The 20048-nt window shown below is 65.1% G+C and carries 21 protein-coding genes; 17 read left to right on the top strand and 4 right to left on the bottom strand.

What is annotated here, in order from left to right:
* Positions 1 to 41 precede the first annotated feature (41 nt).
* Entirely contained in the window at positions 42 to 749 is a 708-nt protein-coding gene (locus MF270_RS11295; RefSeq protein ID WP_238365985.1) for a CoA transferase subunit A, read from the top strand.
* 58 nt (positions 750 to 807) lie between these two features.
* Positions 808 to 1431 (top strand): 3-oxoacid CoA-transferase subunit B, encoded by a 624-nt coding sequence (locus MF270_RS11300; RefSeq protein ID WP_238365986.1) that lies wholly within the window; start codon positions 808 to 810, stop codon positions 1429 to 1431.
* Positions 1432 to 1543: 112 nt separating this feature from the next.
* Here MF270_RS11300 and MF270_RS11305 read toward each other — a convergent pair whose 3' ends face one another.
* Positions 1544 to 2386 carry a lytic transglycosylase domain-containing protein gene (locus MF270_RS11305; RefSeq protein WP_418887878.1) on the bottom strand — a complete coding sequence of 281 codons (843 nt, stop codon included), beginning with the start codon at positions 2384 to 2386 and terminating at the stop codon, positions 1544 to 1546.
* Between the two features lie 373 nt (positions 2387 to 2759).
* Between MF270_RS11305 and MF270_RS11310 the strand changes: the two genes are divergently transcribed.
* The 14 genes from MF270_RS11310 (at position 2760) to MF270_RS11375 (ending at position 15400) form a co-directional block, all read left to right on the top strand.
* Positions 2760 to 2939: a Flp family type IVb pilin gene (locus MF270_RS11310; RefSeq protein WP_238365987.1), complete on the top strand. Its 180-nt coding sequence runs from the start codon at positions 2760 to 2762 to the stop codon at positions 2937 to 2939.
* 95 nt (positions 2940 to 3034) lie between these two features.
* The gene (locus MF270_RS11315; RefSeq protein WP_418887880.1) at positions 3035 to 3214 is read left to right on the top strand and encodes a Flp family type IVb pilin; all 180 of its coding nucleotides are present in this window, start codon (positions 3035 to 3037) and stop codon (positions 3212 to 3214) included.
* 127 nt (positions 3215 to 3341) lie between these two features.
* Positions 3342 to 3524: a hypothetical protein gene (locus tag MF270_RS11320; protein WP_238365989.1), complete on the top strand. Its 183-nt coding sequence runs from the start codon at positions 3342 to 3344 to the stop codon at positions 3522 to 3524.
* Positions 3525 to 3731: 207 nt separating this feature from the next.
* On the top strand, positions 3732 to 4577 hold the full coding sequence (gene cpaB, locus MF270_RS11325; RefSeq protein ID WP_238365990.1) for a Flp pilus assembly protein CpaB: 846 nt from the start codon (positions 3732 to 3734) through the stop codon (positions 4575 to 4577).
* A gap of 217 nt (positions 4578 to 4794) precedes the next feature.
* Positions 4795 to 6222, top strand: a complete 1428-nt coding sequence (locus MF270_RS11330; RefSeq protein WP_238365991.1) for a type II and III secretion system protein family protein — start codon at positions 4795 to 4797, stop codon at positions 6220 to 6222.
* A 38-nt stretch (positions 6223 to 6260) separates the two neighbouring features.
* Positions 6261 to 6902 carry an OmpA family protein gene (locus tag MF270_RS11335; protein WP_238365992.1) on the top strand — a complete coding sequence of 214 codons (642 nt, stop codon included), beginning with the start codon at positions 6261 to 6263 and terminating at the stop codon, positions 6900 to 6902.
* A gap of 326 nt (positions 6903 to 7228) precedes the next feature.
* Complete coding sequence (locus tag MF270_RS11340) at positions 7229 to 8488, top strand: CpaE/TadZ family protein (RefSeq protein WP_238365993.1); 1260 nt, start codon at positions 7229 to 7231, stop codon at positions 8486 to 8488.
* Between the two features lie 17 nt (positions 8489 to 8505).
* Positions 8506 to 9978: a CpaF family protein gene (locus tag MF270_RS11345; protein WP_238365994.1), complete on the top strand. Its 1473-nt coding sequence runs from the start codon at positions 8506 to 8508 to the stop codon at positions 9976 to 9978.
* Between the two features lie 5 nt (positions 9979 to 9983).
* Positions 9984 to 10952, top strand: a complete 969-nt coding sequence (locus MF270_RS11350; protein WP_238365995.1) for a type II secretion system F family protein — start codon at positions 9984 to 9986, stop codon at positions 10950 to 10952.
* A 13-nt stretch (positions 10953 to 10965) separates the two neighbouring features.
* Positions 10966 to 11934 carry a type II secretion system F family protein gene (locus tag MF270_RS11355; protein WP_238365996.1) on the top strand — a complete coding sequence of 323 codons (969 nt, stop codon included), beginning with the start codon at positions 10966 to 10968 and terminating at the stop codon, positions 11932 to 11934.
* A 10-nt stretch (positions 11935 to 11944) separates the two neighbouring features.
* Complete coding sequence (locus MF270_RS11360) at positions 11945 to 12508, top strand: tetratricopeptide repeat protein (protein ID WP_238365997.1); 564 nt, start codon at positions 11945 to 11947, stop codon at positions 12506 to 12508.
* Between the two features lie 30 nt (positions 12509 to 12538).
* Positions 12539 to 13384 (top strand): tetratricopeptide repeat protein, encoded by an 846-nt coding sequence (locus MF270_RS11365; protein ID WP_238365998.1) that lies wholly within the window; start codon positions 12539 to 12541, stop codon positions 13382 to 13384.
* A gap of 29 nt (positions 13385 to 13413) precedes the next feature.
* Complete coding sequence (locus MF270_RS11370) at positions 13414 to 13929, top strand: prepilin peptidase (protein WP_238365999.1); 516 nt, start codon at positions 13414 to 13416, stop codon at positions 13927 to 13929.
* A gap of 151 nt (positions 13930 to 14080) precedes the next feature.
* A complete protein-coding gene (locus MF270_RS11375) occupies positions 14081 to 15400 on the top strand; it encodes a P-loop NTPase family protein (protein WP_238366000.1) in 1320 nt (439 codons plus the stop codon).
* A 109-nt stretch (positions 15401 to 15509) separates the two neighbouring features.
* Here the strand turns inward: MF270_RS11375 and MF270_RS11380 are convergent, their stop codons facing one another.
* Positions 15510 to 16985 carry an MFS transporter gene (locus tag MF270_RS11380; RefSeq protein WP_238366001.1) on the bottom strand — a complete coding sequence of 492 codons (1476 nt, stop codon included), beginning with the start codon at positions 16983 to 16985 and terminating at the stop codon, positions 15510 to 15512.
* Between the two features lie 245 nt (positions 16986 to 17230).
* Between MF270_RS11380 and MF270_RS11385 the strand changes: the two genes are divergently transcribed.
* Complete coding sequence (locus MF270_RS11385; RefSeq protein WP_238366002.1) at positions 17231 to 17833, top strand: MarR family winged helix-turn-helix transcriptional regulator; 603 nt, start codon at positions 17231 to 17233, stop codon at positions 17831 to 17833.
* 294 nt (positions 17834 to 18127) lie between these two features.
* On the opposite strand, the gene MF270_RS11390 is transcribed toward MF270_RS11385, so the two are convergent.
* The gene (locus MF270_RS11390) at positions 18128 to 18418 is read right to left on the bottom strand and encodes an HU family DNA-binding protein (protein WP_238366003.1); all 291 of its coding nucleotides are present in this window, start codon (positions 18416 to 18418) and stop codon (positions 18128 to 18130) included.
* Positions 18419 to 18567: 149 nt separating this feature from the next.
* Positions 18568 to 20031 (bottom strand): AMP nucleosidase, encoded by a 1464-nt coding sequence (locus tag MF270_RS11395; RefSeq protein WP_418887881.1) that lies wholly within the window; start codon positions 20029 to 20031, stop codon positions 18568 to 18570.
* Between the last annotated feature and the right edge of the window lie 17 nt (positions 20032 to 20048).

The raw sequence follows: 20048 nt of genomic DNA on the forward strand, positions 1-20048 counted from the left end.
CTGCGGCGTCTTATCCCGGTCGAACACTGGGAGAATGATTCATGAAGAAAGTCTACGGCAGCGCTGCCGAAGCCTTGGAGGGCGTGGTCTTCGACGGGATGCTGATCGCGGCCGGGGGGTTCGGCCTTTGCGGCATCCCCGAGCTCTTGATCGACGCGCTGGTCGAAAGCGGCGTCAAGGACCTCACGGTTGCATCGAACAATGCCGGCGTCGACGGGTTCGGCCTGGGAAAACTGCTCGAAACCCGGCAGATCAGGAAGATGATGTCGTCCTACGTGGGCGAGAATGCCGAGTTCATGCGCCAGTACCTGTCGGGCGAGCTGGAGCTCGAGTTCAACCCGCAGGGCACGCTGGCCGAGCGCATGCGCGCCGGCGGCGCGGGCATCCCGGGTTTCTATACCAAGACCGGCGTCGGCACGCAGATCGCCGAGGGCAAGGAGGTCAAGCAGTTCCGCGGCGAGGATTACATCCTCGAGGAAGGGATCTTTGCCGACCTCAGCATCGTCAAGGCCTGGAAGGCCGACGACACCGGCAACCTCGTGTTCCGCAAGACCGCGCGCAACTTCAACCCGCCGGCGGCAATGTGCGGCAAGGTCTGCATCGTCGAGGTCGAGGAAATCGTGCCCCGCGGCTCGCTCGACCCCGACCACATCCACCTGCCGGGCATCTACGTGCACCGGATCATCCAGGGCGAGCACGAGAAACGGATCGAACAGCGCACCGTGCGCAAGCGGGAGGCCGCGCAATGAAAAGTGGAAACCGGTATTCATGCCCGCGCGGCGACCAGATGAAACGGGAGGAAGCCTGATGCCCTGGGATCGCAACCAGATGGCCGCACGCGCGGCGGAAGAGCTTGAAGACGGCATGTACGTGAACCTCGGGATCGGCATCCCGACGCTGGTCGCCAACTACGTGGGCGACAAGGACATCACGTTGCAGTCCGAAAACGGCATGCTGGGCATGGGCCCCTTCCCCTTCGAGGGCGAGGAAGACCCGGACCTGATCAACGCGGGCAAGCAGACGATCACCGAGCTGTCGCGCACGTCCTATTTCGATAGTTCCATGAGCTTTGGCATGATCCGGGGCGGCAAGATCGCCGCGGCGATCCTGGGCGCAATGGAAGTGGCCGAGAACGGCGACCTCGCGAACTGGATGATCCCCGGCAAGCTGGTCAAGGGCATGGGCGGCGCGATGGACCTGGTGGCCGGTGTCGGCAAGGTCATCGTGGTGATGGACCACCAGAACAAGCACGGCGAGTCCAAGGTGCTGAAAGCCTGCACCCTGCCGCTGACCGGCACGGGTGTCGTGAATCGCATCATCAGCAACCTCGGCGTGCTGGACGTGGTCGAGGGGGGCCTGAAGATCGTCGAGCTGGCCGATGGCGTCAGCGAAGAGGAGATGCGCGCCGCGACCGAGGCGACCATCGTCTGAGACCTGCGCAAGATCCTTCTGACGAAGGATCTTGCGCCTTCGCCCGCCCCGAACGGATCGCGGGCGGACGAAGATTATTCGTCAGAATAATCTTCTTTGGCGGGCGCTCCGCCTAGCGGAACTGGAAGACGCAGCCGTCGCTCAGGATCTCGGGCGGGGTCACGCAGAGGGCCCGGGCGACGCCGTAGGCCGCCAGCACCTTGGGGACGTAATCGCGGGTTTCCGCGTAGGGCGGCACGCCGTCGTGATTGCCCACCGCGTTCTCGCCCGCATTGTAGCCGGCGAGCACAAGGATCGGATCCCGGTCGAATTTCTGCAACAGCAGCTCGAGAAACGCCACCCCGCCGCGAATGTTCTGCGGCCCGTCCAGGCTGTCGCTGACGCCGAAGCGCTCGGCCGTGGCCGGCATCAGCTGCATCAGCCCCTGTGCCCCGGCCCCGCTGACCGCATCCACGCGGCCGCCGCTTTCCACCGCCATCACGGCCAGAACCAGCGCAGGCGACACCTCTGTCCCCACCGTGGCCTTCAGGATCTCGATCCCCTGGGCCTCGACGATGCGGCGCATGTCGTCGAGCCGCGGCGCTGCGACGCCCTTGCCCGCCGGCGGCTTGCCAAGGAACTGCAGCGCGCTTTCCAGACGTCCCGGGCTTTTCGCCGCGAGCGCGGGCGAGACCTCGTCCCAGAACCAGGCATAGCGCCCGGTCGGTGTGGCCACCGGCGCATTCGGCGCCAGGGCCGCCGCCGCCGCGGGAATGGGCGCCGGCGCCTGCGGTTCGATCTGCACGGTGATGCGCTTGCGCGTGCCGGCCTTGGGCGGCTTGACCCGCTTGGCCTCGAACTCGGGAAAGGGGGCGGGCGACTCGGCCGCCAACGGGCTTCCCGAAGCCACCAGCGCCACCGCCATCCCCGCCAGAATCGCGCGCAGACCCGGCGCGCCGCTTGCCTTGAGTCTCATGTCTGACCTGCCTTGCCGGGTGTCCCGGTTCGATTTTCTGCTCGATTGGCCCGAGTCTACACGAAAATGCGCCCGGAACAGCCCGCCTGGCGTGCAGATATTGCCCTCCGTGGCGGCCGCACCACGCCGAAACCAGCTGATAGGATCCCGGACTTGAATTTTTATTCTTTTATTTTCAATGCTTTGACTCATGGCACACCAGCGCCCGCAAAGCACGCGAAAATGGCGCCAATCCGGTCAAAGTTGTGCCCCAATCCGCTGGCTAATTACTTCACATGCCGATGAGGGCCGGGACTGAGTTGAGAGGCAGTTCTGGAGAGACCCAACCGGTTGAGACACTGACCAAGACTGAGATCCTACGGAGACTGAAACCATGATCAAATTCTTCAAGAACTTCCGCAACGACGAAGACGGCGCTGTCACGGTTGACTGGGTCGTTCTGACCGCAGCCGTGGTGGGCCTGGCCATCGCAGCCTACTCGACCATCGAGAGCTCGGCCAACGACCTGATCGACGCGGCCGCAGTGGCCGTCGACGGCGAAGACGACTTCTAAGACACCCGTCAGGTTCTCCTGACTTTCGGGGGAGCCGGCCCGCCGCACCGGACTAAGCCGCTCCCCAATCTACCAGCACAACGAGGTTCATCATGCTGAAGCAAATCATCGCAAAATTCCGCAACGAAGAAGACGGCGCCGTCACGGTTGACTGGGTCGTTCTGACCGCAGCCGTCGTGGGCCTGGCCATCGCAGCCTACTCGACCATCGAGAGCTCGGCGCAAGACCTGATCGACGCAGCCGCCGTGGCCGTCGACGGTGAAGACGACTTCTGAGCGTCTGGTCGTCTGACAACCTGACGATCCCAAGTAGCCGACCGGACCCGATTTGGCAGTGCTGAACGGTGTCCGGTCGGACTGGTACCAGACATAGCCCAACTCTCTCCAGACCAGGAGTTTGCCCATGTTGCACTTGCTCAAACGGCATCGAGACGAAGAAGACGGCGCCGTTACCGTGGACTGGGTGGTGATCACAGCGGCCGTTGTCGGCCTCAGCGCGATCGGTTTCGCCGGCCTCGAAAGCTCGGCACAAGACCTGATCGACTCTGCGGCCGTGGCTGTCGACGGACAAGACGACTTCGACTGATCCCCGCCCCGGGGGTCCCTGCTGCCACACAGACGAAAGGCCGGTCCAGAATGGACCGGCCTTTCGTCGTTCACCACGGCGCCAGAAAAGCTCCCACCGAACTCCACCATATTGCCACAATCAAAGAGCAGATTGTTGCGCAATGAGAAACCAGCGCCGCCCGGACCCTCGCGATTCGGACCGGCCCAGTGAGTGAAAGGAACCGACATGCGGCTCATTTTCGGACTCGTCCTGATCCTCGGCCTCGGTATTGCCGGCTTCGGGACCTACATGTTCATCGAGTACAGCCAATCGATCAAGTCGCAGCTGGACGAGGCGCGCAAGAACAGCGGCACGCAGATCGAAACCGTCGACGTCTTCGTCACCAAGCGCCCGATGCGCTACGGCGAACCGCTTGAAAAGGCGGACGTCGCGCGCATCAAGTGGCCGGCCTCGGCCATACCCGAGGGCACCTTCCAGGATGCCGAGGAGCTCTTTGCCGGCGACGAGCTGCGCACCGTGATCCGCGCGATGGAAAAGGGTGAGCCGATCATGCAGGTCAAGGTGACCGAGCCGGGCCGTGACGCCGGCATCGTGTCGCGCCTGCAGGCCGGCGAATACGCCTTTGCCATCAACGTGAACGTCCAGACCGGCGTGTCGGGCTTCCTGCGCCCCGGTGACCGGGTCGACGTCTACTGGACGGGCCGCCCCGAGGGCCGCCGGGCCAGTGACCTGACCATGCTGATCGAACAGGGCATCCGCGTGATCGCCATCGACCAGACCGTCGACCAGGACATCACCCAGACCCAGATCCCGCGCACGGTGACCGTGGCCGGCACCCGCGAACAGGTCGCCCGCCTGCAACAGGCCCAGGGCTCGGGACGGCTGTCGCTGTCGCTGCGCGGCGCCACCGACGAAACGACCTCGGCCGAGACGATCACCATCGACCAGAACAACCTCCTGGGCATCCAGATCGCGGCCCCGCAGGAAGAGGCGCCGATCGAAAAGGTCTGCACGATCCGCACGCGCCGCGGCGCCGAAGTGGTCGAGCTGCCGATCCCCTGCACGAACTGAGGCGTACAGCCGACAGGCGAACACAAGATATTGCGGGCGTGCGGAGAGATCCGCGCGCCCGTGGCTTTCCCGGCCGCGGGCACCTGTTGCCACATGTCCACATAAGGATTGATCGGGAAGCCATTGATTCTTGCAATAAAAGCAAAGGTGCCGCACAGTCGCGGCACATGCGGACAAAAGATCCGCAACCGAGGCGTGATCGAAAGGGCAGGTCACAATGAAAATGAAGCATGTTATAAAGGCCGCGCTTGTCGGCCTGACGCTTGGTGCATCTGCCGTGGCGACCACGGCGACCGCTCAGTCGGTGCGCGAATTGCGCAAGGGCACCAACTCAACCCTCAGCGTTCCGATGAACCGGGCCGTTGTCGTGGAAAGCGACACGCCGTTCGCTGAACTCAGCATCGCCAACCCCTCGATCGCCGACATCTCGTCGCTGTCGAGCCGTACGATCTACGTGCTGGGCAAGTCGCCGGGCCTGACGACGCTGACCATCCTGGATGACACGGGCAACCTGATCACCAACGTGACCGTCCGCGTGGCGGCCGACGTGACCGAGTTCAAGGAACGCCTGCAGCAGATCCTCCCGGGCGAGAAGATCGAGGTGCGCACCGCGAACGACGGCATCGTGCTATCGGGCGTCGTGTCGTCCTCGCAGCGCCTGCAACGCGCGCTGGACCTGGCCGAGCGCTATGCGCCCGAGCGGGTGTCGAACCTGATGGTGGTCGGCGGCACGCAGCAGGTGATGCTGAAGGTCCGCTTTGCCGAGATGCGGCGCACCGTGTCCAAGTCGCTGGGCACCTCGCTTGCGCTGGGTGGCAGCGTGCTGAACGGCGACCTGGGCGTCCAGGCCGGCACCGGCACCGCGGCCAGCTCGAACGCCGGGGTTCTCGGCGGCGGCCTGGCCGGCGACGCGACCTCGCAGGGCGCGCTGGCACTGGGCTTCAACGCGGGCGCCGTGCAGGTGGCCGTGATGCTCGAGGCGCTGGAAAGCAAGGGCATGGTCCGCACCCTGGCCGAACCCAACCTCACCGCCCTGTCGGGGCAGGAGGCCAAGTTCCTCGCCGGCGGCGAATACCCCGTCCCGGTCAGTCAGGACGGCGGCGCGGTCACGGTGGTCTACAAGCCCTTCGGGATCGAGATGAACTTCATCCCGCGGGTCGTGGACGGCGACGTCATCAACCTCGAACTCCAGGCCTCGGTCTCGGCGCTCGACTCGGCCAACGGCTTCGACAACGGCACCTTCCGCATCGACGCCTTCACCCGGCGCGAAACCTCCACGACCGTGGAAATGCGCGACGGCGAGAGCTTTGCGATCGCCGGCCTGCTGCAGGACGACTTCCGCGACGTGAACGGCCAGGTGCCGTGGCTGGGCGACATCCCCGTGCTGGGCGCGCTCTTCCGCAGCGCCGAGTACCAGCGCGACCAGTCCGAGCTGGTGATCATCATCACGCCGCATCTCGTCACCCCGACCCGGGGCGAGGCGCTGGCCCTGCCGACCGACCGCGTCAAGCCGCCGACGGAAAACGAGCTGTTCCTGCGTGGCAAGGTCGAAGGCTCGACCAAGTCGCGCCGCCCCACCACGGGCGCTGCGGGTGAAGTGGCCCGTCAGGACTTCAACGGTTCCTACGGCTACGTGATGGACTGAGACAGAGAGCGAGCGAGGACATACCGATGAGGGCACATATGAAAACCTTGACGGCAACGGCAGCCGCTGCTCTGGCCCTCTCGGCCTGCACCAGCGGCGACCCGATCTACACGGCCTTCAACCGTGAGGCGGGCAGCCTGATCGACACCGGCGATTTCGGCAACGCCACCATGAACAACACCCTGGTGATGACGGGGGCCCAGGGCTACCGCATCGACCTGGCCAACCGCTTTGCCAGCGAAACGGACACGACCGTGACCTTCGCCTTCGACAGCGCGGCGCTGGACGGGACCGCGCAGCTGGTGCTGCAGCGGCAGGCGGCCTGGATCCGCCAGTTCCCCGAGGTGACGTTCCGGGTCTACGGCCACACCGACCTTGTGGGCTCGAACGCCTACAACAAGTCGCTGGGCCTCAAGCGGGCGCAGACCGTGGTCAACTACCTGGTCCACCAGGGCATCGACCGCGGCCGGCTCGAGGCGGTGGTTTCCTACGGCGAAACGCAGCCGCTGATCGTGACGCAGGGCCGCGAGCGCCGCAACCGGCGCACCGTGACCGAGGTCTCGGGGTTCATCCAGAACCATCCCACGGTGCTGGACGGCAAGTACGCCCAGATCGTCTACCGCGATTACGTGGCCAGCGCCGTGGCGCCGACCTCGGTGGTTGGCGGCGGCGACAACTGACACAAGTCCAGCGGGAATTGTTTCCCGGGGCCGGCGCCTGCAAGGGTGCCGGCCCTTTTCGTTTCCGGTGGCGCAACACGTAACCGTGAGAGGCCCCCCGCACCGTGTCCAATCCCGCCGATCGGGCCGGAACGTCTGCGGATACCGCACAATTACAGTATTCCGGCCCAAATCCTGCCCGATTTTCCCAGCAAAGATTGTTTCATCGGACTAGGCACGCAGTCCGGAATCGGTGCGTGTTTCCCGCGGGGCGCGGGGTCATGGGTGGCACATCGTTCATTCCTCGGCCGCACGTCCCGGAACGACCAGATACAGGACCCGAGACCATGTCGAGTACGCCCGTGATGCATTCCGAACCCAGCCCGATCGTCGCCTGCACGATTTCGCGGGATGTCCAGAACTTCGACCTGCTCATCGAGGACATGGAAGACGCGCTGGGCGAGGCCTGGGGCGATCTGGGGTTCAACGAAAGCCTGGCCTTCTTCGGCCAGCCCGAGGCCGAAACCCTCGAGGTCGTCGCCATCGCGGTCGACCGCGAGGACGAGGACGAGATCGACATGGTGATGAGCGTGATCCGCAGCGCCAAGGCGCGCGGGATCAAGGTCATCCTGATCGCCGAGGGCGTGTCGCCAGCCGGCCTGCACACCATGCTGCGCAGCGGCGCCGACGAGTTCATCCCCTACCCGCTGCCCGAGAACGAGGTGCGCCAGACCATCGAGCGCCTGCGTGCCGAAGAGCCCGTGCAGCCCGCCGTCATGGCCGCCGCCTCCGGGCCGCGCAATGCCAACGCGCTCAGCACCGGGGCCGAGCGCCAGGGCGTCATCATCGCCGTGCAGGGCCTTGCGGGCGGCGTCGGCGCGACCACCTTCGCGGTCAACCTCGCGTGGGAGCTGGCGAATGCCGACAAGAAGAACACCCCGCGGGTCTGCCTGCTGGATCTCGACCTGCAGCAGGGCTCGGTCGGCACCTATCTCGACCTGCCGCGCCGCGACGCGGTTCTCGAGCTGCTGAACGACACCGAGTCGATGGACGACGAGGCCTTCGGCCAGGCGCTGCTGCCCTTCGAGGACAAGATGCAGGTGCTGACCTCGCCCAGCGACCTGGTGCCGCTGGACCTGATCGGCCCCGAGGACGTGGAAAAGATCCTTGCCGTCGCCTCGCGCCATTACGATTTCGTCGTGGTCGACATGCCCAAGACGATGGTGCACTGGTCCGAATCCGTGCTGACCGCCTCGCATGTCTATTTCGCGATGATCCAGCTCGACATGCGCTCGGCGCAGAACACGCTGCGCCTCAAGCAGGCGCTGCAGGGCGAGGGCCTGCCCTTCGAGAAGATGCGTTTCCTGCTGAACCATTCGCCGAAATTCACCGACCTGAACGGCAAAAGCCGGGTCAAGCGGATGGCCGAGAGCCTGGGCATCTCGCTGGACGTGATGCTGCCCGACGGCGGCAAGCCGGTCCCGCAATCCTGCGACCACGGTGTCCCGCTGGCCAACACGGCCGCCAAGAATCCGCTCCGCAAGGAAATCATGAAACTGGCAGCTTCGCTGATCGCCATCGGTCAGGACGAAGCGGAAGCCGCCTGAACACATAGGTAGGTGCGATGTTTTCCAAGTACAAAAAGGGCGACAAGCCGGGCGCTCCGGTCAAGGCCGCCGGCCCCAAGCTGAAACCGGTCGACGCGGCCCCTGCCCCGGCGACCAAGACCGTGTCGGTCGAGGCGGCCGAGCCAAAGCGCATCCGGCGCGCCGACGCGCCGCAGGTGGCGGCCAATGTCGCGGCCTCGGACAAGGAAAAGAAGCGCAAGGAGCGGATGGGCGAGATCAAGCTCGAGCTGCACCGCGCCCTGCTGGACAACCTCAACCTTGGCGCGCTGGAACATGCGACCGAGCAGGACCTGAAGTCCGAGATCAACGCGATCGCCAGCGAAAGCCTGCAGGAACGCGGCATCGTGCTGAACCGCGAGGACCGGCAGCAGCTGAACCAGGAACTCTACGACGAGGTCAAGGGCCTTGGCCCGCTCGAGCCGCTGCTGAAGGACGAGAGCATCTCGGATATCCTGGTCAACGGCCCGCACCAGATCTTTGTGGAAAAGGCGGGCAAGCTGTCGCTGTCGGACGTAACGTTCAAGGACGAACGCCACCTGATGCGGATCATCGACAAGATCGTGTCGGCCGTGGGCCGGCGGGTCGATGAATCCAACCCCTATGTCGACGCCCGTCTTCAGGACGGCTCGCGTTTCAACGCCATGGTGCCGCCGATCGCCGTCGACGGCAGCCTCGTGTCGATTCGTAAGTTCAAGAAGGACAAGCTGGGCATCGACGACCTGGTCAGGTTCGGCGCCTTTACCGAAGAGATGGCAGCCTACCTTCAGGCCGCCGTCGCCACGCGTCTCAACGTCATCGTCTCGGGCGGTACGGGTTCGGGCAAGACGACCACGCTCAACGCGCTGTCGTCCTTCATCGACAACTCGGAACGCATCCTGACCATCGAGGATACGGCGGAACTCCAGCTCCAGCAGATCCATGTCGGCCGGATGGAAAGCCGCCCGCCGAACGTGGAAGGCAAGGGCGAGGTTTCGCCCCGCGACTGTCTCAAGAACGCGCTGCGGATGCGTCCTGACCGGATCATCGTCGGCGAGACGCGCGGCGAGGAAGTGATCGACATGCTTCAGGCCATGAACACGGGCCACGACGGGTCGATGACCACGATCCACGCCAACAACCCGCGCGACGGCATCAGCCGTCTCGAGAACATGATCGCCATGGCCGGGGTGGAAATGCCGCTGAAAGCCGTGCGGTCGCAGATCTCTTCGGCCGTGAACCTGATCGTGCAGGCCAGCCGCCTGCAGGACGGCTCGCGCCGCATGACCTCGATCACCGAGGTGACGGGGATGGAAGGCGACGTGATCTCGATGCAGGAGATCTTCCGCTTCCAGCGCGTCGGCCTCACGCCCGAGAACAAGATCATCGGCCATTTCACGGCCACGGGGGTGCGGTCGCACTTTTCCGAACGGTTCCGGATGTGGGGTTACGACCTGCCGCCGGCCATCTTCGACCCCATCGCAGCGGAGTAAAGAGTATGTCCCTGGGTGCAGAACCGATCATCTTCGGCCTGATCTTCATCGGCGTGCTGGTGCTGGTCGAAGGCCTCTACCTTGTCGCCTTCGGCAAGTCGATCAGCGGCAACAACAAGGTCAACCGACGTCTCGAGATGATCGAGAAGGGCAACCGCCGCGACGAGGTGCTGGAAAAACTCCGCAAGGAGATGGACCAGCACATGAAGTCGCGGGGCATCCCGATCTATTCGCTGCTGGCCACAAAGGCACAGAAGGCGGCCATCGCCTTTACCCCGAACCAGATCATCATGATCATGATGGGCGTGTCGGCCTTTGCCTTCATCGGGCTGACGGTGGGCACGGAAACCGGCCTGCCTGTGCGCGCCGTGGCCTCGCTGGGCATGGGCGTGGGCGGGGTCTACATGTGGATCAACCACAAGGCCGCCAAGCGCCTGGCCCTGATCGAGGAACAGCTGCCCGACGCGGTGGAACTCATGGTGCGCAGCTTGCGCGTCGGTCACCCGTTCAGCTCGGCCATCTCGATCGTGTCCAAGGAAATCAAGGACCCGCTGGCGACCGAGTTCGGCGTGATCGCCGACGAATCCGCCTATGGCCGCGACGTGGGCGAGGCGCTCAAGCACATGGCCGAACGGCTCGACATGCAGGATTTGCGGTTCCTTGCCGTGGCCGTGACCATCCAGCAGCAATCGGGCGGTAACCTGGCCGAGATCCTGATGGGCCTCGCCCGCGTGATCCGCGCCCGCTTCCGCCTGTTCCGCCGTGTGAAAGCCATCACCGCCGAGGCGCAATGGTCGGGCAAGTTCCTGTCGGGCTTCCCCATCTTCGCGCTGATCGCCATCAACCTGCTCGACCCGCATTACTACGATGACGTGCTCGATCACCCCTGGTTCATCCCCGCCTGTTTCGTCGTGGGTGCCTTCCTGGTGGTCAACCTCTTCGTCATGCGCATGCTCGTGAACATCAAGGTCTGAGGAGGGCCACGTCATGCTGGACATCATCAAGGACATGCTGGTCCAACAGCTGGGCCCCATGGGACCGGCGATCGCGATGGGCGTGATCGGACTGTTCGTCATCCTGCTGTTCGTGCCGATCATGATGGCGCGCAACAACGACCCGCTTCGCAAGCTCGAAGAGCGCGCGAATGCCAAGGCGTCGCAGGATGCCGCCGGGCCCAAGCTGCGCCACAAGGGCAAGAAGAACAAGACGCTCGACAAGTACTCGACCTTCCTCGAACCCAAGACCGAGGAAGAGCTGGGCGAAGTGCGGCTCAAGCTCCTGCAGGCCGGCTACCGGACCAAGGACGCTGTGCGCTACTACTACTTCGCGCAGTTCATGCTGGGGATCCTGGGCCTGATCGGCGGCGTGATCTACTACCTGTTCTTCCTGGGCCCCAACCCGACCACCCAGCAGATGATCATGTGGGTCGTGGGCCCCGGTGCGGCCGGCTACATGTTCCCCAAGTACTGGATCACCCGCCGCGTGGAAGAGCGCAAGGAACAGATCCAGGACGGCTTCCCGGACGCGCTCGACATGATGCTGGTCTGCATCGAGGCCGGCCAGTCCATGGACCAGTCGATCATCCGCGTCGGCAAGGAGCTTTATGCCTCCTTCCCTGCCCTGGCCGAGGAATTCGAGCTGGTGAGCCTCGAGATGAAGGCCGGCAAGGACAAGGCGCAGGTGCTGAACGACATGGCCGAACGCGCCGGGGTGCAGGACGTGGCGTCCTTCGTGACGGTGCTGGTGCAGTCGCAGACCTTCGGCACCTCGGTTTCGGAAGCGCTGCGGGTCTATGCCTCCGAAATGCGTGACAAAAGGGTCATGCGCGCCGAAGAAAAGGCAAACAAGCTGCCGACAAAGATGACGCTGACCACTATGATGTTCACGGTGCCGCCGCTGTTGATCATCCTCGTGGGTCCCTCGGTCGTCGGCATCCAGAACATGGGTGGACCGTAAGGAGTGCATCATGCGCGCCCGCCGCGCTCTCGCATTTGCAAGCTTGATCTTTCTGGCCGCCTGCGGAAACGCGGGCGGCCCCGGCCGTTCCGACGGGTCGCCCTATGCGCCCGACATCGACCCGCGGGGCGAGGCTGTCGACGGCCTTGTCGTCGGCCACCGCCTGATGGCCGCGGGCGAACACGAACTGGCGCTCGAGGCGTTCCAGCGCGCCGCGGCCGTGCACGGGCTGACGCCCGAAGTGCTGAGCTCCATGGGCACGGCCGACCTGGCCCTGGGCCGGCTGAACCAGGCCGAGAACCTGTTCCGCGAGGCGCTCAAGCAGGAGCAGACCTGGCCCGAGCTCTGGAACAACCTCGGCGTGGTCCTGATGGAACGGGGCAAGACCGCCGAGGCGGCGCAGATCTTCCAGAAGGCCTATGCGCTCGACAATGGCGAAAGTGACGCAATCCGCGACAATCTTCGCCTGGCCCTCGAAAAATCTGGAAATCCGGATTACGATGACCAGAGTGACAATGAATATAAGCTGGTGAGGCGTGGGTCGGGCGAATACCTGATCAGCCGAACACCGTGAACGAGGCAGAGCAGCAAAAGGACGCAGCAAATGCGCCACTCCATTTTCGTTTCCCTGTGCCTGGGCAGCGCACTGGTTCTCAGCGCCTGCGGTGACACGAACGGCAATGCCGTGGACCGCAAGCTCCAGGACGTGAACGTCATCGACGAGACCAACCTGAACGAGGTCATGCTGACCTCGGCCGACCCCAACGAGGCGGTCGCCTATTTCCAGCGCGCCAGCGCGCAATACCCCGAACGGATCGACCTGAGCCGGGGCCTTGCCACCTCGCTGATCCGCGCCAAGCGCAACACCGAGGGCGTGATCGCCTGGCGCAAGGTGTCCGAGCATGAAGAGGCGCTGCCCAGCGACAATGTCGAGCTGGCCGATGCGCTGATCCGCGCCGGCAAGTGGGACGAGGCCGAGCAGGTGCTGGACGCGATCCCGCCGACGCATGAGACCTTCGAACGCTACCGGCTCGAGGCGATGATCGCCGATGCCAACAAGGAATGGGACAAGTCCGACAGCTTTTACGAGATCGCGCTGGGCCTGACGACCAAGCCCGCCGGTGTCATGAACAACTGGGGCTTTTCCATGCTGACCCGCGGCGACTACGCCGAGGCCGAGCGGCTGTTCTCGGACGCGATCCGCAACGACGAAAGCCTGTTCACTGCCAAGAACAACCTGGTTCTCGCCCGCGCGGCGCAGCGCAACTATACCCTTCCCGTCGTGCCGATGACCCAGGTCGAACGGGCGCAACTGCTGCACACCGCCGCCTTGTCGGCGATCAAGCAGGGCGACATCGAGACGGGCAAGGGCATGCTGCGCGAGGCGCTCGAGACCCATCCGCAGTATTTCGAGGAAGCCCAGCGCGCGCTCGACGCGCTCGAGGCGTGACGGCGCCCGGTCCGCAGGGAGCCTGACGCGTGGACTTGAACCTGGACCTTGCCCTCTCGGCGACCGCCGCGCTGGTGTTCGCCCCCTTCGTCTGGGCGATCTGCCTGCATGTCGCCTGGTCCGACCTGTCGGCGATGAAGATCCGCAACACGATGGTCCTGGCCCTGGCCGGGGTCTTCGTGCTGCTGGGGCCGGTCCTGATGCCGCTCGACACCTACGGCTGGCGGCTGGTGACGATGGTCGCCACGCTGGCCGTCACCTTCGTGCTGAACGCGGCCGGGGTCATGGGCGCCGGGGACAGCAAGTTCATCGCCGCCGCCGCGCCCTACATCGCGCCGCCGGACGTGTTCTTTGTCATGATCCTGTTCGCCGCCTGCCTGCTGGGCGCCTTTGTCACGCACCGCGCGGCCAGGGTCACCGGCATTGGCCCCAGGCTGGCGCCAGGCTGGGAAAGCTGGACCCGCAAGCGCGATTTCCCCATGGGCTTTCCATTGGGCGGCACGCTGGCGATCTACCTCTGCCTCGCGCTCTTTTTCGGGGCGTAGACGGACCGGCGGCAAAGCCTCGAAATTGCCGCAATTGTTTCATCAAAAAACAAGATGCGACTGCCACCCTGTCGTGGATGCGCCCCGTTCCCGGGGCCGCAACCAAGAATAGCACGACGCCCATTCGACAGTGTGAAGGCAGGCCAGACAGATGAACATGCAGACCACCCCTCCCCCGTCGGGCGTGCAACCCCCGCCGCCGCCCAAGAGCATCGAAGAGATGCTGCTGCCCATCGTCATGATGCGGGACATCCTGCTCAAGACGATGTACCGCAAGAACGTCGACACGGTCAGCGACATCTCCAAGGCCGTGTGCCTGCCGGTGCCCGTGGTGCAGGAGCTTGTGGACATCGCCCGCGGCCAACTGCTGCTCGAGGCGACGGGCACGCTGAACGCCAACAACGGCAACGAGATGGGCTACCAGCTGACCGACAGCGGCAAGGCGCGCTCTCTCGATGCGCTGTCGCAGTCGGAATATTTCGGCGCCATGCCGGTGCCGCTGAACAAGTACCGCGAACAGGTCAAGCGCCAGTCGATCCGCAACATCACCATCACCCGCCAGCAGCTGACCGAGGCGATGGGCCATCTCGTCCTGCCCGACACGCTGCTGGACCAGCTGGGGCCGGCCGTGGGCGCGGGCCGCTCGATCCTGATGTACGGGCCGCCGGGCAACGGGAAATCGTCGATTTCCAACGGCATCCGTGACGCGATGGGCGACAAGGTCTACGTGCCCCGCGCCATCGAATATGCCGGCCAGGTCATCACCGTTTACGACCCGATCGTGCATTCCGCCGCCGAGGTCGAGGAAGACGACCCCAACGCCCTGCGCCGCCGCCGCACCTTTGACACCCGCTATGTGCGCTGCGACCGGCCCACGGTGATCACCGGGGGCGAATTGCGGCTCGACATGCTGGACCTCGTCTACAACGCCAATGCGCGGACCTACCAGGCGCCGTTGCAGCTGAAATCGACCGGCGGCATCTTCATCGTCGACGACCTTGGCCGCCAGGAAGAGCCGCCGCAGGCGCTGATCAACCGCTGGATCGTCCCGCTCGAGGAATCCAAGGACATCCTCGCCCTGCAATCGGGCGAGAAATTCGAGGTGCCCTTCGACACGCTGGTGATCTTTTCCACCAACTTCCACCCGAACGAGATCTTCGACCAGGCCGCCCTGCGCCGGATCTTCTTCAAGATCAAGGTGGACGGGCCGAACCAGTCGGACTTCCTCAAGATCTTCGCGCTGGTGGCGCGCGCCAAGAAGGTGCCGCTGGACGAGCCGTCGCTGATCCACCTGCTGGAAAAGAAATACCCGACGATCAAGAACATCTACGCCAACTACCAGCCGGTGTTCCTGATCGACCAGATCCGGTCGATCTGCGATTTCGAGGGCATCCCCTACCAGATGACGCCCGATCTGATCGACCGCGCCTGGGCGAACCTCTTCGTCAAGGACGAGGTCATCGTGAAGTAATCGGCGCAAAACCAAGCACCCGGACCGACAAGGGCCCCGGCATTTCTGCCGGGGCCCTTTGCATGTCCTGGCCTGCGCGCGGCCGCATGGCCGGCGCGCCCTGCGCGGATCACTCGGCGGGCGTCGCCTCGCCAAAGCCGCCGTCGAGGGGCCGTTCCTGCATCATGAGGCCCGCGGCGCTGCCCAGGAGACCCAGCAGGGCCGCCCACCAGAAGACCGGGTGCAGCGCGCCCGCGATGGCCTGCGTGACCAGCTCGCGCTCGGCGTCCGACAGGCCCGCAAGCGCCGCTCCGGTCAACCGGCCGCCGCCCGACAGCGTCTCGATCCCCAGCGAGGTCAGCCGCGCGGCCAGCCCGGCCGAGAACAGCGCGCCGAAGACGGCCGTGCCGACCGATCCGCCGATCAGGCGGAACATGTTGGCACTGGCGGTGCCCACGCCCACGGTATTGCGCGGCACGGCGTTCTGGATCGCGGTGACCGACACGCTCATCACCGGGCCGATGCCGACGCCGGCCATGAAGACATAAAGCGCGATCAGCCCGTTCGGCGTATGCGGGCCCACGGTGGCCATCAGCGCCATGCCGACGCCCAGGATCAGGGTCGAAAAGATCGGCAGGATGCGGTAGCGCCCGGTGCGCGCCATGTAGCGCCCGGCCATGTTCGAGGTGACGATCAGGCCCAGCATCATCGGCATCAGGAACAAGCCAGAGGTCGCCGGGTCCACGCCCTTGACCACCTGCATGAACATCGGAACGAAAGTGATGGTGCCGAACATCGCCCCGCCGACGATCAGCCCGACCAGGTTCGACACGACGAAATTGTTGATGCGGAACAGCGGCAGCGGCAGCACCGGCTCGGTCGCGCGACGTTCGGCCAGGATGAAACCCGCAAAGCTCAGCACCAGGCCCGCCGCCATCGCCAGCAGGGTCGGGCTGGTCCAGGCAAGGCTGACGCCCCCGGTCGAGGCGATCAGCACCGCCAGCGACAGCGTGGTCGTCAGCATGACGGCGCCCAGCACGTCGATCGAGGGGCGCGTGGTGCGGGCCGTCCGCTCCATCGCCCAGCTGAGGACGAGGAAGGCGGCAAGGCCGATCGGGAAGTTGAACCAGAAGATCCACTGCCAGGCCGCGTGTTGCACGATGAAGCCGCCCAGCAGCGGGCCGATGACGGTCGAGACGCCAAAGACCGCGCCCAGCACGCCCTGCGCCTTGCCCCGTTGCCGCGCCGGCAGCACGTCGGCGACGGCGGCCATGGACACGACGATCAGCCCGCCCCCGCCGAGACCCTGCACGAAGCGGCCAGCCACGAGAATCCACATGTCATGGGCCAGCGCCGACAGCAGCGCGCCGGCCAGGAACAGCAGGATCCCGCCCTGCAGCACCACCCGGCGGCCGAAAAGATCGCCGAGCTTGCCGAAGACCGGCGCGCCCACGGTGGCGGCCAGCAGGTAGGCGGTGATCACCCAGGTGATGTGGTCCAGGCCGCCCAGCTGCCCGACGATGATCGGCAGCGCGGTCGAGACCGAAGTCTGACCGAGCGAGGCCAGGAAAAGGACACCCGCGGCGGACATCAAGGTCAGGCGCACGCGGGTCTCATGGAGGTCGTCGCCGCCGGAAGTCTCTACGGCGGTAGGGGCAGTGTCTTTCACGATATCAGGTCCGGTCGAATAGATGGCGATCCGCGTCCGAAAACTGGACAGACTACGCGGATTGCCCGGGGAAAGTCGGGTGTTCTGGACAACATGGTCCAGGACCAATTACATGTCAAGATCATGCATTTGACAAATGCCGCGATTTGCGGTCATACCCATTCATCTTCAAGGGAGCCGACATGCCGCAACGTGACCAAGAAATGCGTGGATTCCTGTCCCGGGTCGGGATCGACAGTGACGCGATCGAATCTGCGTTGGCCATCGACGCCGTCATCCAGCGGTGGCGTCGGCGCTACACCAAGCGCGAGCTTGGGGCCGCGGCGATCCGCGAGCTTGGGCTGGGCGACCTGATCGATCTTGCGCAGCTGGACGTGCTGATCGCGATCTGGGCCCCGGCCAATGAATACGGCGACGAGGACGGGCAGGAAACCATGGTCGCCACCATCGCGGCGCGGCTCATGATCGACCCGTCGCGCGCCTCGCGCCTGGTCACCGAGCTGATCGGCAAGGACCTCGTCCTGCGCCAGGTCAGCCAGCAGGACGCCCGCCGCTCAGTCATCAGCCTGACGCCGCGGGGACAGGCCATTGTCGAGGCCGCCCGCCGCTACAAGTTCCTGGTGATGGGCGATTTCCTGACCGGGTGGAGCCAGGAGGACCGCGACCGTTTCCTGCCGCTGCTCGAGGCGTTCTCGACCTGGACGGACAAGACCAGCTCGAAAGGCGCCGAACGGTTCCGCGCCGAGGTCGACAAGATCCGCTCGGACATGCAGGGATCCGTCTGACCATCCGGGCGCTCGCGGGGTGAGAGGGCGACCGCGGGCGGGAGGGACAGGGATGCCGCCCGCGGTCGCATGCGACATGGCCCCGGGGACAGACAGGGAGGGGCATGTCGGTCGGCGCCTTCGCTTCCGGGGCGACGCGCCGGGGGCCTTTGTTGCCCCGTTCTCATCTCCAACACCGCGCGCGCGATAAGGTTCCGCCCGCCGTTAACCTTTTTTGCACCCCGCCGTCGCGCCACGAAAAAGGGGCCGCGCCAGCCGGCGCGACCCCTTTTCCGAATACCGTCCGAAGCCGGATCAGCCGTTGACGCTGTCCTTCAGCGCCTTGGCGATGGTCATCTTGACGACCTTGTCGGCTTCTTTCTTGAACTGCTCGCCGGTGGCGGGGTTGCGCACCATGCGCTCCGGGCGCTCGCGGCAGTAGATCTTGCCGACGCCGGGCAGGGTCACGGCACCGCCGCCGGACACTTCCTTGGTGATGATGTCGGTGATGGCGTCCAGCGCCGCCGAAGCGGTTTTCTTGTCGCTGTCCATCGTCTCTGCCAACGCGGCCACAAGCTGCGTCTTGGTCATGGGTTTGTTCGCCATTTTTATGCTCCTTCCACTGCCCGTGACTTGGGCCCCATCTGCGGGATTCTTACCGAATGTTGTGTATCAACACAACGTTTAGGGGCGTCAGGCAAGGCCAAAACGGCCCGAATCGGCCTATTTTCTTGGGTTTTCCGCGAATTTCAGGGTCAGAGGAAGGCCGTTTCCTCGAAAGACCGCAATTTCCGGCTGTGAATCCGCTCGAGCGGGGTCTTGCGCAGGGCCTCCATCGCGCGAATCCCTATCATCAGGTGGCGCGACACCTGGGTCTTGTAGAAGTCGGACGCCATGCCGGGCAGCTTCAGCTCTCCGTGCAGGGGCTTGTCGCTGACGCAAAGCAGCGTGCCATAGGGCACGCGGAAGCGGAAGCCGTTGGCGGCAATCGTCGCGCTTTCCATGTCAAGCGCGACGGCCCGCGACTGCGACAGGCGCTGCACATGGCCACGCTGGTCGACCAGTTCCCAGTTGCGGTTGTCGACCGAGGCCACGGTGCCCGTCCGCATCACCCGCTTGAGGTCATAGCCTTCCAGCTGCGTCTCGGCGGCGACGGCGGTTTCCAGCGCGATCTGGATCTCGGCCAGGGCCGGGATCGGCACCCAGATCGGCAGGTCGTCGTCCAGCACCTTGTCCTCGCGCAGGTAGGCATGGGCCAGGACGAAGTCGCCCAGGGACTGGGAATTGCGAAGGCCGGCACAGTGCCCGACCATCAGCCAGGCATGGGGCCGCAGCACGGCGATATGGTCGGTCGCGGTCTTGGCGTTGGACGGGCCGACGCCGATGTTGACCAGCGTGATGCCGCCGCCATCGGCGCGCTTGAGGTGATAGGTCGGCATCTGCGGCTGGCGCGGCGATTGCGGCAGCACCGCGTCGGGCGTCGTGATCTCGGCATTGCCGGTGGCGACAAAGCTGGTGTAGCCGCTGGTCGGATCGGCCAGCATCGCGCGGGCATAGGCCTCGAATTCCGAGACGTAGAACTGGTAGTTGGTGAACAGCACGAAGTTCTGGAAATGCTCGGGGTCGGTCGCGGTGTAATGCGACAGCCGCGCCAGCGAATAATCCACCCGCTGCGCGGTGAAGGGCGCCAGCGGCACGGCGCCGTCGGCCCCGGGCTGGTAGGTGCCGTTGACGATGTCGTCATTGGTGTTCGACAGGTCCGGCACGTCGAAGACATCGCGCAGGGTAAAGCTGGCCGCGCCCTCTTGCGGGACGGTGACGCTGCCATCGGCGGCGACCGCGAAATGCACCGGGATCGGCGTGTCCGACAGGCCGATGCGCACGGGCGTGCCGTGGTTCGACAGGATCAGCCCGATCTGCTGGCGCAGGTAGTTGCGGAAAAGATCCGGCCGCGTGACGCTCGTCGTGTAGATCCCGGGCGCGGCCGCGTGGCCGAAACTCAGCCGGCTGTCGACCTTGCTGTAGGACGTCATCTGCAGCCGGATCTCGGGATAGAAGGCCCTATAGCGTGCCTCGGGGTCGCCCTCGGCCATGGCGCGCAGGAAGTTGTCGCGCAGGAACGTGGTGCCGATGCGGTAGAGCTCCTCGAGCCGGGCGACGGCCTTTTCGGCATCGTCGAAATACTCGGGGCCCGGCGTGTCGGGCGTGCGGATCGGCATCTGGGGGTCGACGGTCA

The organism is Mesobacterium pallidum (assembly GCF_019966535.1).
GTDB classification, from domain to species: Bacteria; Pseudomonadota; Alphaproteobacteria; order Rhodobacterales; family Rhodobacteraceae; genus Mesobacterium; species Mesobacterium pallidum.

What these genes read in the sequence shown, in the direction of transcription:
- MF270_RS11295 (WP_238365985.1), top strand. Translation starts at nt 42, where the DNA reads ATGAAGAAAGTCTACGGCAGCGCTGCCGAAGCCTTGGAGGGCGTGGTC.
- MF270_RS11300 (WP_238365986.1), top strand. Translation starts at nt 808, where the DNA reads ATGCCCTGGGATCGCAACCAGATGGCCGCACGCGCGGCGGAAGAGCTT.
- MF270_RS11305 (WP_418887878.1), bottom strand. Translation starts at nt 2,386, where the DNA reads ATGAGACTCAAGGCAAGCGGCGCGCCGGGTCTGCGCGCGATTCTGGCG.
- MF270_RS11310 (WP_238365987.1), top strand. Translation starts at nt 2,760, where the DNA reads ATGATCAAATTCTTCAAGAACTTCCGCAACGACGAAGACGGCGCTGTC.
- MF270_RS11320 (WP_238365989.1), top strand. Translation starts at nt 3,342, where the DNA reads ATGTTGCACTTGCTCAAACGGCATCGAGACGAAGAAGACGGCGCCGTT.
- cpaB (WP_238365990.1), top strand. Translation starts at nt 3,732, where the DNA reads ATGCGGCTCATTTTCGGACTCGTCCTGATCCTCGGCCTCGGTATTGCC.
- MF270_RS11330 (WP_238365991.1), top strand. Translation starts at nt 4,795, where the DNA reads ATGAAAATGAAGCATGTTATAAAGGCCGCGCTTGTCGGCCTGACGCTT.
- MF270_RS11335 (WP_238365992.1), top strand. Translation starts at nt 6,261, where the DNA reads ATGAAAACCTTGACGGCAACGGCAGCCGCTGCTCTGGCCCTCTCGGCC.
- MF270_RS11340 (WP_238365993.1), top strand. Translation starts at nt 7,229, where the DNA reads ATGTCGAGTACGCCCGTGATGCATTCCGAACCCAGCCCGATCGTCGCC.
- MF270_RS11345 (WP_238365994.1), top strand. Translation starts at nt 8,506, where the DNA reads ATGTTTTCCAAGTACAAAAAGGGCGACAAGCCGGGCGCTCCGGTCAAG.
- MF270_RS11350 (WP_238365995.1), top strand. Translation starts at nt 9,984, where the DNA reads ATGTCCCTGGGTGCAGAACCGATCATCTTCGGCCTGATCTTCATCGGC.
- MF270_RS11355 (WP_238365996.1), top strand. Translation starts at nt 10,966, where the DNA reads ATGCTGGACATCATCAAGGACATGCTGGTCCAACAGCTGGGCCCCATG.
- MF270_RS11360 (WP_238365997.1), top strand. Translation starts at nt 11,945, where the DNA reads ATGCGCGCCCGCCGCGCTCTCGCATTTGCAAGCTTGATCTTTCTGGCC.
- MF270_RS11365 (WP_238365998.1), top strand. Translation starts at nt 12,539, where the DNA reads ATGCGCCACTCCATTTTCGTTTCCCTGTGCCTGGGCAGCGCACTGGTT.
- MF270_RS11375 (WP_238366000.1), top strand. Translation starts at nt 14,081, where the DNA reads ATGAACATGCAGACCACCCCTCCCCCGTCGGGCGTGCAACCCCCGCCG.
- MF270_RS11385 (WP_238366002.1), top strand. Translation starts at nt 17,231, where the DNA reads ATGCCGCAACGTGACCAAGAAATGCGTGGATTCCTGTCCCGGGTCGGG.
- MF270_RS11390 (WP_238366003.1), bottom strand. Translation starts at nt 18,418, where the DNA reads ATGGCGAACAAACCCATGACCAAGACGCAGCTTGTGGCCGCGTTGGCA.
- MF270_RS11395 (WP_418887881.1), bottom strand. Translation starts at nt 20,031, where the DNA reads ATGCCGATCCGCACGCCCGACACGCCGGGCCCCGAGTATTTCGACGAT.